The sequence below is a fragment of the Muricoccus harenae genome, from assembly GCF_009848505.1.
Taxonomy (GTDB): Bacteria; Pseudomonadota; Alphaproteobacteria; order Acetobacterales; family Acetobacteraceae; genus Roseomonas; species Roseomonas harenae.
Genome location: NZ_WWDL01000028.1, coordinates 50,032 through 62,842, shown reverse-complemented (window position 1 = coordinate 62,842; position 12,811 = coordinate 50,032). Strand labels below are relative to the sequence as shown.

The following is a 12,811-nucleotide window of genomic DNA, read 5'->3' as shown; positions in this document are numbered from 1 at the left end:
TCAGTGGCAGAGTGGGCCAGCAGCAGGCTAGGGGAAGGAACACCGTCCCCGCGGACCGGCGCTGGGACCGATCAACCAACTCCGGATGACCCAAATTGGGGCGGGATGCCAAGGCGCTGGGTCCGCCGTCCTTCTTCAATTGTTCGTTTCCTGGTTCCCGATCCGCGCGCTGCCTATCGGCCTGCGCCAGCCCTATCGCAGGAACTCCGGCGAAATCAGGCTCGGCAGGAACAGCACGATCGAGGGAAAGAGGATGATCAGCACCAGCACTGCCAGCATTGGCGTGAGCATGATCACCGTGTCCCTCAACGCATCCGCCACCCGAATCCCTGCCACGGAACACGCAATCATCAGGCAAAGACCGTAAGGCGGCGTCACGAGTCCGAACGCCAGGCTGATGATGCCGATCATCGCGAAATGCACGGGATCCATCCCGACCCCTTGGGTCAGTGGTTGCAGGATGGCACCGACGATGATGATGGCAGGGATGGCATCCAGGAAACAGCCAACGGCCAGAAAGACGAAGGCAATGAAGAAGCCGACCCCGACCTCTCCCATCCCCCAGCTTCGAACATTCGACAACAGGGCTTGTGGAATTTCATAGAAGGCGAGCAACCAGCCGAAAGCGCTGGCCGTGCCAACGCAGAACAGCGTCACCCCGGCCAGCCGCCCAGTCTCCCCCAATGCGTCGAGAAGCCCGCGCCAGTTCATCTCCCGATAGACCAGGAGTGACAGGAAGCCCGCATAGAGCACCGCGATGCAGGCGCTCTCGGTCGCCGTAAACCAGCCAAATATCTTGCCGCCGATGATGATCAACGGCGTGGTGAGTGCTGGGATGGAAACCAGAAAACTCCGGAACACCTCCAGCATCGTCGCGCGCGGATAGGTTGGATAGCCACGCGCCCTCGCATAGGCGTGCACGGTGCCCATCTGCACCAGCCCGATCAGCAGACCGGGAATGATGCCAGCAAGAAACAGCGCTCCAATCGAGACCGTCAGGACACCTCCCCAGACGATCATCAGAATGCTCGGTGGGATGATAACGGCCAGCACGGCGGATACGGCTGTGATGGCGACGGAGAAGCTGTCATCATAGCCCTCCTTCCGCTGCGCCTCAATGAAGATTTTGGACTGGCTGGCGGCATCCGCCGTGCTGCTTCCGGAGATGCCGGCGAAGAAGATCGACAGCACAACGTTGATCTGCGCAAGCCCGCCGGGGAAGTGGCCGACGAGGCTCCTGGAGAAGGTCATCAGCCGGTCGGTAATACCGCCGATGTTCATCAGATTGGCGGTGAGCAGGAAGAAGGGCACCGCCAGAAGTATAAAGGAATTATAGGCGTTGAATGTCTCCTGCGCGAGCGTGGTGGGTGAAAGCCGCGGCTCGATCAGGAGGATTGGCAGGCAGGCGAGGCCGAGAGCCACCGCCACTGGAACCCGCAGGATCAGCAACAGGAAGAACACGCCAAACAGAATTTCCGCGGCACTCCCTGGGGAAAGGATATTACCTCCCATCACGCTTCTCTCCCACGCAGTACACAGGCCGCGCCGAGCATCCGCTCCGTCTGGAACAATATCCAGACCAGCCCCGCGATGGGCCAGGCGATGTGGATGATCCAAAGTGGCAGCTCCGCCAGCTCGCTGATCCGGTAGAAAGCGAACTCCGTGAACTCCCACCCCCACCATAGGAAGACGAAGGCAAAGAGAAGCACGAACACGCCGGAGATCAACTCCACCTTGGCTTCACCGCGCGCCGTCAGTCGTGGAAAGACATCCACGACAAAATGCGTACCTTCCCGCACCGCCAGCATGGCGCCGAGCATCACGGCATAAACGAGGCAGAACCGTGCAAGCTCCTCGGTCCAGATGTAGTTCGGGATAAGGGTGGTGTAGCGGGAGAAGATCTGCAGGCTGACGGGAACGACCAGAACGGCGACGGTAACGATCAGCAGCAACAGGATGACGCGCGCAAGGGCGCCGTTCAGGCGGCGCAGCACAGCAAGTGCCGCCGGGATGGCAGTGGCCATGAGACCTCCGCGATGTGGGGAAGGATGGCCGGAACAGCTGCCCCGGCCAAGTCGATCAGGAGGCGAGCCCGTTGATGCGGTTCAGGATGTTCTCCGCCTCGATCTCGCGTGCGTAGGCGGTCATCACCGGATCCACGAGGCGCTTCATTTCGGCCCGCTGCGTGAACTCCACCCGGCGCAGCTTGCCGGCACGCTCGAGGTTATCCAGGATCTTGCCGTCCTCGCTCGATTCCATCTCCCGATGGAAAGCGCTGGCCTCTCGGCCCGCACGGCGGACCGCCGCCTGCAAGTCGTTGGGCAGGCGGTTAAGCGTCGCGACGGAGAAGCAGAGCGGCCGGATGGTGATGGCGTGCTGCGTCATCGCAAGTTCCGGTGCCACCTCGTAGAAGCGCATTTGCTCGACACCCGCAGCCTCGTTCTCGCCGCCGTCGATGACGTTGTTCTGGATGGCGTTGTAGATCTCGTTATAGGCAATGACGGTGGGTGACATGCCCACAGCGGCGAATGTGCGGCTCCAGATTGGCGCACCCTGGACACGAACCTTGGCGCCTCGCAACTCGGCCAGATTCCGGATGGGCTTGCGGAAGAAGATGTTGCGTACGCCGCCGCCGCCATAACCTATCATGGCCACGCGGGCGCGGCGCTCCACCTCGTCTGCCACCGGCTTGAACAGGTCCTGCTCCAGCACGGCGTTCCAGTGCGCAAGGTCACGAAAGATGAAGGGCGCGTCCACAAAGGGCGCGGCGCGGGAGAAGGTGGACATATGCGCCGGCGACACGACGGCGTAGTCTACCGCGCGACCCTGCGCCATATACTCGAAATACTGCTTCTCCAGGCCGAGGCTGCTGTTCTTGTGCAGCACGAAGTTGACGGGACGGCCGTAATACTGCTTCACCAACTCCTCGAAGCGGACCATCGACTTTGTGTAAGGGTGTTCGTCGCCGAACTGGCTGGCGCCGTTCAGCGTAATCGTGCCCTGGGCACGGGCGGGGATAGACAGTAGGGCGGGCGTGGCCATTGCGCCGGCCAGAAGGCTCCTGCGGTGCATCGATCTACTCCCTGGACATTGCCTGCTGGCTGTGACCGCCAGCTTCAGGGGAGGTTAAACCGGTGTCATCGCGGATGGGAACCATTTCCACATGGCAGGGCGCCCGGGGCCAGCTTATAGACCCGCGCCATGTTCGGGGCGTGGCGCAAATCCTTCCTCACCCCTGAGCAATGGTCCCTTACACGAGGCCACGCCGAGCGAGGTTGCGCATCAGATGGCTCGGCCCGTAGGTCCAGGGCGCGCAGTCATGCGTGTGGCGAACGCGGTTCATAAGGCTGCCCAAAGACGGGCAGGAGATCGTAACCACATCGCCAACGTAATGGGTAAAGCCCTGCCCAGCTTCCCGGCGATCCTTCACAGGCGCGAACATGGTGCCCAGGAACAGCACGGCGCCATCCGGGTACTGGTGATGTGCGTTGATGGCTTGGCCCACGAGATCGGCCGGGTCCCGGCTGATCTCGGACAGAGACGATTCACCATCAAGAACGAAACCATCACGCCCCTCCACCCGGAGCGAGATGACGGCCCGGCGTACATCGCCTAGGCCGAAGCCCCCATCGAACAGGCGGAGGAACGGGCCGATAGCGCAACTTGCGTTGTTGTCCTTCGCCTTAGACAGAAGAAGCGCCGAACGGCCCTCGAAGTCACGCAGGTTCACATCATTCCCGAGGGTGGCACCAACGATCCGCCCATCGGATGAGCATGCCAGGACGATCTCGGGCTCGGGGTTGTTCCAGGTTGAATCCGGGCGGACTCCGATATCGGCTCCAGGGCCGACGGCTGCCATCGGCTGTGCCTTGGTAAAGATCTCTGCATCGGGCCCAATCCCGACCTCAAGATACTGGCTCCAGACACCGCGCGCCTGCAGCACGGCCTTTACGCGCGCTGCCTCGGCGGACCCGGGCTTGAGACCTCTCAGATCGCCGCCGATCAGGCTGGAGACCTCAGCGCGGATCGACAGCGCGGCGTCCGGGTCGCCCTTGGCGCGCTCCTCGATCACCCGCTCCAGCATCGACGCCACGAAGGTGACCCCTGCTGCCTTAATGGCTTGCAGATCAATCGGCGCCAGGAGCCACGGTCGGGACGGATCTCGTGCATCCTGAGGCGTATTTTCCAGTATGGCCTGCAATGGCCCTAGCGCCTCGCCAGCCGTACGGCTCAAGGACAAGGCAGGGTCCTTCGCCTCGCACAGGTCGCGCACCGTGGCGAAGCGGGCCGAGACGTCAAACACCTCCCCAGCTCGGATTGCCACAACGGATGGGCCATCCGCGTCAGGCCGCCAGATCCGCCCCACGAGGGTCGCCCGTGCGGCGTCCGCGGGCAGTGTCGTGGCCGCTTTGAGGGTCAGCCCGTCAGGCGGCATGGATCAAAGGTCGCAAGCATCACTCCTTCACCGCTCCCGTGAGCGAAGAGACGTAGTAGTCAACGAAGAACGAATAAAATATCGCGACCGGCAATGACCCCAGCAAGGAGCCCGCCATCAGCGACCCCCACTGGTACACGTCACCCTGAACCAACTCTGTCAGGATCGCGACGGGCACAGTCTTCTTCTCGGAAGATGAGATGAAGGCAAGCGCATAGATGAACTCGTTCCAGGACAGAGTGAAAGAGAAGATCCCTGCGCTGATCAGGCCGGGAACCGCAAGGGGAAGGGTAATCCTGCGGAGGATCTGGAGCCGTGAGGCACCATCCATCAACGCACATTCCTCCAGCTCGTAAGGGATGGACCTGAAGTAGCCGATCAGCAGCCAGGTGCAGAACGGGATCAGGAAGGTCGGGTAGGTCAGGATCAGCGCCGCCGGGCTGTCGAAAAGCCCCAGCTGGAACACCATCGTCGCGAGTGGGATGAACAGGATGGATGGCGGTACAAGATAGGCAATGTAGATGGCCAGCCCGACCAAGTTGGCGCCCTTGAACCGCAGTCGCTGGATAGCGTTGGCGGCCAGGACCGATGCGAAGATCGACAGAACCGTCGAGCAGATCGCCACCAGCATCGTGGTCATCAGCCATCGGGGGTAGGAGGTCTCGAACAGCAGCCGCTTGATATTATCCAGTGTTGGCTGCACCACCCAAAATGGATTGTAGGTCTTGTAGTCGTAGAGCTCCGCATTCGGTTTGAACGTCGTGATCGTCATCCAGTAGAAGGGGAAGAGCAGGACGAACACGAAGCAGGCCAGCGGCACATAGACTGTCAGGACGCGCCGCGGGCCGGACTGCCAGGTGAGCAACGCGCCTTCGCTTGTGGAGCTATTCATTGTCGTCTCCCTGCTGCCACTTGCGCCGGGCGAGGGCGAAGTAGCTGAACAAGGTCGCGAAGATCAGGAATGGGATCATCGAGACCGCGATCGCTGCGCCTTCGCCGAGCTGTCCACCGGGAATGCCGCGCTGGAAAGCCAGTGTCGCCATCAGATGTGTCGAGTTAATCGGGCCTCCGCGCGTGATGGCATAGACCAGCTGGAAGTCCGTAAAGGTGAACAGCACGGAGAAGGTAAGCACCACAGCCAGGATCGGCATGAGCAGCGGGGCGGTGATCTTGCGGAAGCGCTGCCAGGACGACGCTCCGTCCAGGAGCGCCGCTTCGTAAAGAGAAGGCGAGATGGTCTGCAGCCCCGCCAGGAGCGAGATCGCTACGAAGGGAATGCCGCGCCATACATTCGCAGCAATGAGGGACCATCGCGCATGCCAAGGCGTGCCCAGGAAGTCGATATAGGTGGTGCGCCAACCCAGGACGTCCACGAGCACATAGGAGATGATCGAGAACTGCGCGTCGTAGATCCACCAGAAGGTGATCGCCGACAGGACGGTCGGCACGATCCAAGGCATCAAGATGATGGCGCGGATCAGGGACTTGAGCGGCACGTTCTCGTTCAGCAGAAGTGCCAGCCAAAGCCCCAGTCCGAACTTCAGGACCGTGGCAACGGTTGTGTAGAAGACCGTGTAGAACACGGCTCCCCAGAACACGTTATCGTACCAGAGCGATTCAAAGTTCTCGAGCCCGACGAAGATGCCGCCTCGGCCCACATGGGTGTCCGTAAAGGCGAGCCAAATGCCCAGGCCGAGCGGATAGGTCAGGAAGGTCAGCAGCAGCCCGACTGCCGGCAGCAGGCAGAGGAAGATCAGAACAGGCTTGCTGTCCAGCAGTCGGGCGATCGCACCAGGTGCGGCTCGCTTCGGGCTCCAGGGCACTTCAGCAGTGGTGACCTCGGACATGCTGACCTTCCTGCGCTGGCCGGGAGTCTAGCGGTAGTAGCGGCGGGCCCGGCGCTCGGCATCACGGACGGCATCTTCGGGCGAGGATTGCCCTGACGATGCCGCGGCAAACATTTGGACCACGACATAGTCTGCGGCGACGGAGCCGGAGGCAGCACTGATGGGCCCCTTGTACCCTGACCAGAACTCGACCGTATTCGAATCACGGTAGACCGCGATTTTCGGGTCGCTCTTCCAGACATCACTTTCGGCATAGGCGGCGAGGGGGTGCGCCCAGTACCCGCCGCATCCCGTCAGCCAGGGATCATACTGCTCCGCCTCCATCATAAAGCGGATGTATTCCTTCGCGGCATTGGGGTAGCGCGTGTGCTTGAACACCATGGCGTTCAGCAGAAGAACATTCTCCGCCATCTTGCCCGATGGCCCCGTCGGCATGCGCATCATGCCCGTATCCTCGGCGATGGCTGCGGTGCGCGGGTCGTTCTTCAAGGAGAAGTACATGGACACGCCATTCTGGGTCAGGCCGACTTCGCCCGCCGCATAGGCGCGGTTGTTGTTCACGTCGCCCCAGGAGAGGGTGCCGGGGATGAAGGTCTGATACAGTTCCTTGGCGTAGCGCAGCGCCTGCAGCGTCTGCGGGCTGTTGATGGCGACCTTGCCGGCCTCATCCACCACCATCCCGCCATGTGACCAGAGCAGCCAGTTGCAATAGGCGTTGCCGTCGCCGACGGCGTTGCCAAGTGCGAAGCCGGCCGGGTGGCCATTGCGCTTAAGCCCCTGGCAGAGCTTCAGGAATCCATCGTGGTCCGTCGGGATGCTGTCGTAGCCGGCCTCCTTGGCCCAGGAGATGCGGTAGACACAGGGTGCGCCGGTGCCGCCCATTGGAATGGCGATCCACTGCTCGCTGCCCCACTTCTTGCCGAAGCGCTGGGGCAGGGCGAGCCACCCACCATACTTCTGGCCAAGGTAATTCGCGAGCTCGGACAGGTCCAGCAGCTTGTCGGAATAGATGTGCGGATCATCCGCCCAGCCCACGACCACATCCGGGCCTGCGCCGGTGTTGGCTGCCACTGCCGTCTGCGGCCGCAGGTCCTCCCAGCCAGCGAAATCGGCGCGCACCTGGACGCCCGTCTGGGCAGTGAACTTTGCGGTGTTCTCGCGGAAGACCGTCTCGTCGGCATCCACGAATTTGGTTGGGCGCAGCACGCGCAGGGTCGCGCCATTCTCGATGCGCGTCTGCGGCGGCGAGACATTGGCCGTGGGAATGGCCGCGCGAGTGCCGCGAGGTCCGACAGCAGTGGTCGCAAGGGCACCGGCGCCGAGTGCAAGCGTACCGCGCCGCGTGAACAGATCCATTCTTCGTTTCCTCCCGGGATGTTCTTGTTTGCCGAGTGGTCTTCAGCTCGTCAGCCGCATCCCCGTCTCTTCGCTGAACAGATGAGCGAGGGCCGGGTCCGGCATGATCCGCAGCGTGTCGCCAACTTTGGCCGATACGCGCTCGCGGAACGCCCCGACCAGCGTGGCATTGCCCAACCGGGCCGTGACCATTGTCTCCGAGCCGGTGGGTTCCACGAGCTGAATGGTCACGGGAATGCCGCTGTCCGAGAGGCGAAGATGCTCCGGGCGGATGCCGTAGACCGCGGGCTTCCCGTCCGCCACTGGCTCGGGCAGGGGAAACACGATGTCCGACGTCGGGCTGGTGCCCGGTAAGCGGAAGCCGCCGCCTTGAACCTGGCCGCGCAGCAGGTTCATGGCGGGGCTGCCAATGAAGCCGGCGACGAAGAGATTGGCCGGGTGGTCATAGAGCTCCAGCGGTGTGCCGATCTGCTCCACCCGACCGCCCTGCATGACCACGATTTTGTCGGCCATCGTCATCGCCTCGATCTGGTCATGCGTGACGTAGACCGTCGTCGTGCGGAGCCGCTGGTGCAAGTCCTTGATCTCGCCCCGCATCTGGACGCGGAGCTTTGCATCAAGGTTGGAGAGTGGCTCGTCGAAGAGGAAAACCTGGGGGTGCCGCACAATGGCGCGGCCCATGGCGACGCGTTGCCGCTGCCCGCCCGAAAGCTGGCGGGGGTAGCGATCCAGAAGTGTGTCCAGTCCCAGGATGCGACTCGCGCGGCTCGTCTCGGCCTCGACGACCGCTTTGGGCGCCTTCGCGAGACGCAGCGAGAAGGCCATGTTCTCGCGGACTGTCATGTGGGGGTAGAGCGCGTAGTTCTGGAACACCATGGCGATGTCCCGGTCCTTCGGGGGCACGTTGTTCACGACCTTACCACCGATCGCGATCTCTCCGCCGGATATGTTCTCCAGGCCTGCGATCATCCGCAGAAGCGTGGATTTTCCGCAACCTGATGGGCCCACAAGGACGCAGAACTCGCCGTCAGCGATGTCCAGGTCTATGCCATGAAGGATGGGAGTGCCGCCGAAGCTCTTGCGGACGTCCCGTATCTCAACTGCAGCCATGGACCTGCCTGCTAGCCCGGCACGCGAGGGCGCACATGCTGGCTTCCCATGACATCCGCCTCCCGTTGTTCCGCTGAGCCTACGCAGGCCGAGAGAGCGAATGCAACAAGGTTTGCGGACTGAGCGCCCGGAGGTCGTTCTGCGTCCCGGGACTGGAGGGTGGCGCCGCAGACCTGGGAACTCGCGCCGACCTGCGCTATCCGGCGGGTGTGGCCGAATGCGGCGGCCAGCTACGGGATGGATAACGGCGCGGCAGGGCCAGGCGGGCAAAGGTGCCGCGAGTCCTTCGTCCTGCCGCCCGCGCATCGTTTGCAATGCGGCAGCGGCCAACCCCTCAGGATGCGAGCCCGGCCATCGCCCGCCGTGCAAGGGTCTCGATGACGCCCCACTCGCCAGCCGCTACCTTGGCAGCCGGGGCCAGCCAGGAACCACCCACCGCCAGCACATTGGGAAGGGCAAGGTAGTCTCGGGCCTCCGTCTCGCTGATGCCACCGGTGGGGCAGAAGCGTGCATCGGGAAAGGGGGCGCCGAGGGCGCGTAGCGCGGCTATACCGCCGAGCTGTGCGGCGGGGAACAGCTTCACGGTTGAGAAGCCCCGCGCCATTGCTGTCATCAGCTCCGAAGCGGTAGCAACGCCTGGCACGAAGGGGATGCCCGCCTCGGCCGCAGCGTCCAACAACTCCGGCGTGGCGCCAGGGGAGAAGGCAAACTGCACGCCCAAGCGACAGGCGAGGTCGAGGTCGCCTTGGGTCAGCACCGTTCCCAATCCGACCAACGCTTCCGGCACTTCCTCCATGATCGCCTTGGCCGCATCAGCGCCTGCCCTGGTCCGCAGCGTGACCTCCAGCATATGCACGCCACCCGCGACCAGGGCCCGGGCTAGCGGAACTGCCGTCGTCACGTCCTGGATGGTCAGTACCGGCACGATGCGCGCCGCGCGCAGGAGATCGGCGGGCGACCGCGTCATGGGGTCACCGGGGCGCCCTGGGGCGCGGAAAGGTCTGTCGGCATGGCATCGCGGGGGATGATCGCGCCGGGATGGCGGATCACAGTGCCCGCAAGGCGATGCCCGGCCAGGACGGCCGCCCTGGGCGAGGCGCCGGACAGGCGCGCCGCGAGGAACGCGGCGGCGAAGCTGTCCCCTGCCGCCGTAGTGTCTACCGGCGTCACCGCCTCAGGCACGGGCACCATCGCCTCGCTCTCTCCGGACAACACGATGGCCCCGGGCTCATCCAGCTTCACCACCGCCTCCACCACGCCCGCATCGCGCAGACGCCGCAACAGTTGGTCTGCAGTGCATTCGGTTTCGAGCAAGGCAAAGTCCTCAACACCGGCCAGCACAGTGTGGCTGAGCTTGAGCGCCCGCCCGAAGGCAACCCGGGCTTCGTCACGGTCCGGCCAGCCGCGCGGGCGGAAGTTGGTGTCGAACACGACCTGACCGCCCCGCATCCGAACCGCTTCAAGAAGACCGAACAACCGCTCGCGCGAACTTCCAGGGAAGAGCGACAAGGTAATTCCAGACAGGTAGAGCACATCCGCGGCGGCTAAGGCTGTTTCAATCCGCGGCGTATCCGGCAGGTCGAAAAGGCGGCGTACGGGAGAATGGTCGCGCCAGTAGGAGAAGCGCCTTTCACCTTCCTGATCGGTCTGGATCAGGTACAGGCCCGGCAACTGGCCAGCGATGCGCAGGACGAGGGAGGTTCCCACCCCCTCTGCCTCCCAGGCGCGCAGCATCTCCTCGCTATGCGGGTCATTCCCGAGGGCCGTCGCGTACTCCACGGCTGTGCCCAGGCGGGCGAGATAGACGGCCGTGTTCAGCGTGTCTCCGCCAAAGCCGCGAGAGAGCAGCCCGTCTGGGCGCTCTCGCAACTCAATCATGCATTCGCCGACGCAGATGACGCGAGGCATGGACGCTCCAGCTGCTCAGTGAGAATGCCTCGGAAAACCAGCCTCATTGGCGACATCCTGGTAGGCCGTGGCAAAGTCCATGCAGGCGCCATCGGAAAGCTGCCCGACCCGCTCACGGTAGAGCTGCTGCCAGGGCGTCTGGTTCCGGAGCTCGTACGGCTTCAGCGCGGCCCTGCGTTCCGCCATCTCTTCCTCCGTGAGCAGCAGGTCCACGCGCCGCTGCCGCAGGTCGAAGCGCACCCGGTCCCCCGTCCGTAGCAGGGCGAGGCCACCGCCCACGGCGGCTTCCGGGGAGACATTGAGGATCGACGGACTGGCCGAGGTACCGCTCTGACGGCCATCGCCGATGCAGGGGAGGGCGGTAACCCCATTCCGAATGAGCGCGTCTGGCGGCTGCATGTTCACCACCTCCGCCGAGCCGGGGTAACCAACCGGGCCGCAACCACGGATGACCAGGATGCAATACTCGTCGATCTCGAGCGCCGGATCGTTGATCCGCGCATGGTAGTCCTCGGGTCCCTCGAACACGATGGCTCTTCCCTCGAAGGCGTCGGGATCCGAGGGATTTGAAAGATACCGGGCGTGGAACTCGCGGGAGATGACGCTGGTCTTCATGATCCCTGAATCGAACAGGTTGCCGCGCAGTACGAGCATGCCTGCCTCCGGCATCAGCGGGGCAGAAAAAGGACGGATCACATCCCGATCCTCAACAGCGACAGCGGCCAAGCTGTCCGTGAGGGAGCGGCCACTCACGCCCACGACCTCGCCGTGCAAAACGCCCGCGTCGAGGAGCTCCCGCATCACCGCAGGCACGCCGCCCGCGCGATGGAATGCCTCTCCCAGATAGGCGCCGGCCGGCTGGCAGTTGACTAGCAGCGGCAGCGAATGTCCGACACGTTGCCAGTCGTCGAGGCTCAGCTCCACGCCGACATGTCGTGCTATGGCGATGAGATGCGGCGGGCAGTTGGTGGAGGCACCAAGGGCCGACGCCACCATGATAGCGTTTTCGAAGGCTGGCTTCGTCATCACCCGGCGCGGTGTCAGGTCTTCATGGACCATGCCGATGATGCGATGCCCCGTGTCGTAGGCCATCTGGCCACGTTCCCGGTAGGGCGCCGGAATCGAAGCGCAGCCGGGCAGGCTCATGCCCAGCGCCTCGGCCAGGGAGTTCATCGACAGCGCGGTGCCCATGGTGTTGCAATGGCCCACGCTCGGGGCCGACGCGGCCGCGATCCGCATGAACTCCTCGTACCCGATCTCGCCGGTGGCCAGGCGGCGGCGCGATTCCCAGATGATCGTGCCGCTGCCGGCCAGGCGCCCCTTGTAGTGCCCATCCAGCATCGGTCCGCCCGAGAGCACGATCGCTGGGATATTCACCGTAGCAGCGCCCATCAGCAGGGCCGGCGTGGTCTTGTCGCACCCGGTGGTGAGCACGACCCCATCCAGGGGATAGCCGTAGAGCACCTCCACCAGCGACAGGTAGGCGAGGTTTCGGTCCAGGGCCGCAGTGGGACGCTTGCCCGTTTCCTGGATGGGATGGCAGGGGAACTCCAGCGGGATGCCGCCTGCATCGCGGATGCCGGCCTTGACCCGCTCTGCCAGGGCAAGATGGTGACGATTGCAGGGAGCAAGATCGCTGCCGGTCTGGGCAATGCCGATAATTGGACGGCCCGACTGCAGCTCACCTCGGGTCAGGCCGAAATTCAGGTAGCGCTCGAGGTAGAGAGCCGTCATGTCAGGATCGTGGGGATCGTCGAACCAGGCTTGGCTGCGTAGCTTGCCCATGTCGCTGCTCGATCCTTTTGTACGGACGTTCCTGCGGGCTGGATCAGTACCTGCGCCAGCCTGATCCAAGATGCTCGGTCTAAGCTGTTGCCGCTCTTCGCGTCAACGGCCGGGTAAGGACCGACACACTGTCATATCCTACGAAGCCCATAACGCAGAACTTTGTGTGCGGCGCAGCGAAAACTGGTTACCTGCGAGCGGCGCAAGCCATCTGCGCAGGCAATAAAGTCCTGGGCGAGGCCGCAGCCTGAGGTGGGGATGCGCCTGCGCGGGAGAATTAGGACCAGCTCGCCCGGACCTTATCCGAGGTTAAGGAACTGCCATGTGGCAGCAGTAATGATCCTCCAGAAGGCGGTGCCGATATTGAGTG

At 63.6% G+C, this 12,811-nt stretch carries 11 protein-coding genes; all 11 read right to left on the bottom strand.

Annotated elements, in window-relative coordinates; all coding sequences use genetic code 11:
• Positions 1-192: 192 nt before the first annotated feature.
• The 11 genes from GSE44_RS18795 to GSE44_RS18745 all read right to left on the bottom strand — a co-directional run bounded on the left by GSE44_RS18795 (position 193) and on the right by GSE44_RS18745 (position 12,441).
• Entirely contained in the window at positions 193-1,617 is a 1,425-nt protein-coding gene (locus GSE44_RS18795; protein WP_235924940.1) for a TRAP transporter large permease, read from the bottom strand.
• Positions 1,512-2,024 (bottom strand): TRAP transporter small permease, encoded by a 513-nt coding sequence (locus tag GSE44_RS18790; protein WP_159350370.1) that lies wholly within the window; start codon positions 2,022-2,024, stop codon positions 1,512-1,514. Before GSE44_RS18790 ends, GSE44_RS18795 begins: the two co-directional genes overlap by 106 nt.
• A 55-nt stretch (positions 2,025-2,079) precedes the next feature.
• Positions 2,080-3,072 (bottom strand): TRAP transporter substrate-binding protein, encoded by a 993-nt coding sequence (locus tag GSE44_RS18785; protein ID WP_159350369.1) that lies wholly within the window; start codon positions 3,070-3,072, stop codon positions 2,080-2,082.
• A gap of 178 nt (positions 3,073-3,250) precedes the next feature.
• A complete protein-coding gene (locus GSE44_RS18780) occupies positions 3,251-4,201 on the bottom strand; it encodes a fumarylacetoacetate hydrolase family protein (protein ID WP_328799093.1) in 951 nt (316 codons plus the stop codon).
• 253 nt (positions 4,202-4,454) lie between these two features.
• Positions 4,455-5,327, bottom strand: coding sequence for a carbohydrate ABC transporter permease (locus GSE44_RS18775; RefSeq protein WP_159350367.1), 873 nt, complete (start codon positions 5,325-5,327; stop codon positions 4,455-4,457).
• Positions 5,320-6,282, bottom strand: a complete 963-nt coding sequence (locus tag GSE44_RS18770) for a carbohydrate ABC transporter permease (protein ID WP_159350366.1) — start codon at positions 6,280-6,282, stop codon at positions 5,320-5,322. Before GSE44_RS18770 ends, GSE44_RS18775 begins: the two co-directional genes overlap by 8 nt.
• A gap of 27 nt (positions 6,283-6,309) precedes the next feature.
• Positions 6,310-7,638, bottom strand: a complete 1,329-nt coding sequence (locus GSE44_RS18765; RefSeq protein ID WP_159350365.1) for an ABC transporter substrate-binding protein — start codon at positions 7,636-7,638, stop codon at positions 6,310-6,312.
• 42 nt (positions 7,639-7,680) lie between these two features.
• A complete protein-coding gene (locus tag GSE44_RS18760; protein ID WP_159350364.1) occupies positions 7,681-8,748 on the bottom strand; it encodes an ABC transporter ATP-binding protein in 1,068 nt (355 codons plus the stop codon).
• Between the two features lie 334 nt (positions 8,749-9,082).
• Positions 9,083-9,715, bottom strand: coding sequence for a bifunctional 4-hydroxy-2-oxoglutarate aldolase/2-dehydro-3-deoxy-phosphogluconate aldolase (gene eda / locus GSE44_RS18755; protein WP_159350363.1), 633 nt, complete (start codon positions 9,713-9,715; stop codon positions 9,083-9,085).
• Positions 9,712-10,656: a sugar kinase gene (locus GSE44_RS18750; RefSeq protein WP_159350362.1), complete on the bottom strand. Its 945-nt coding sequence runs from the start codon at positions 10,654-10,656 to the stop codon at positions 9,712-9,714. The genes eda and GSE44_RS18750 overlap by 4 nt, the downstream gene beginning before the upstream one ends.
• Positions 10,657-10,671: 15 nt before the next feature.
• A complete protein-coding gene (locus tag GSE44_RS18745; protein WP_159350361.1) occupies positions 10,672-12,441 on the bottom strand; it encodes an IlvD/Edd family dehydratase in 1,770 nt (589 codons plus the stop codon).
• Positions 12,442-12,811: the final 370 nt, after the last annotated feature.

What these genes read in the sequence shown, in the direction of transcription:
- GSE44_RS18790 (WP_159350370.1), bottom strand. Translation starts at nt 2,024, where the DNA reads ATGGCCACTGCCATCCCGGCGGCACTTGCTGTGCTGCGCCGCCTGAAC.
- GSE44_RS18785 (WP_159350369.1), bottom strand. Translation starts at nt 3,072, where the DNA reads ATGCACCGCAGGAGCCTTCTGGCCGGCGCAATGGCCACGCCCGCCCTA.
- GSE44_RS18775 (WP_159350367.1), bottom strand. Translation starts at nt 5,327, where the DNA reads ATGAATAGCTCCACAAGCGAAGGCGCGTTGCTCACCTGGCAGTCCGGC.
- GSE44_RS18770 (WP_159350366.1), bottom strand. Translation starts at nt 6,282, where the DNA reads ATGTCCGAGGTCACCACTGCTGAAGTGCCCTGGAGCCCGAAGCGAGCC.
- GSE44_RS18765 (WP_159350365.1), bottom strand. Translation starts at nt 7,638, where the DNA reads ATGGATCTGTTCACGCGGCGCGGTACGCTTGCACTCGGCGCCGGTGCC.
- GSE44_RS18760 (WP_159350364.1), bottom strand. Translation starts at nt 8,748, where the DNA reads ATGGCTGCAGTTGAGATACGGGACGTCCGCAAGAGCTTCGGCGGCACT.
- eda (WP_159350363.1), bottom strand. Translation starts at nt 9,715, where the DNA reads ATGACGCGGTCGCCCGCCGATCTCCTGCGCGCGGCGCGCATCGTGCCG.
- GSE44_RS18750 (WP_159350362.1), bottom strand. Translation starts at nt 10,656, where the DNA reads ATGCCTCGCGTCATCTGCGTCGGCGAATGCATGATTGAGTTGCGAGAG.
- GSE44_RS18745 (WP_159350361.1), bottom strand. Translation starts at nt 12,441, where the DNA reads ATGGGCAAGCTACGCAGCCAAGCCTGGTTCGACGATCCCCACGATCCT.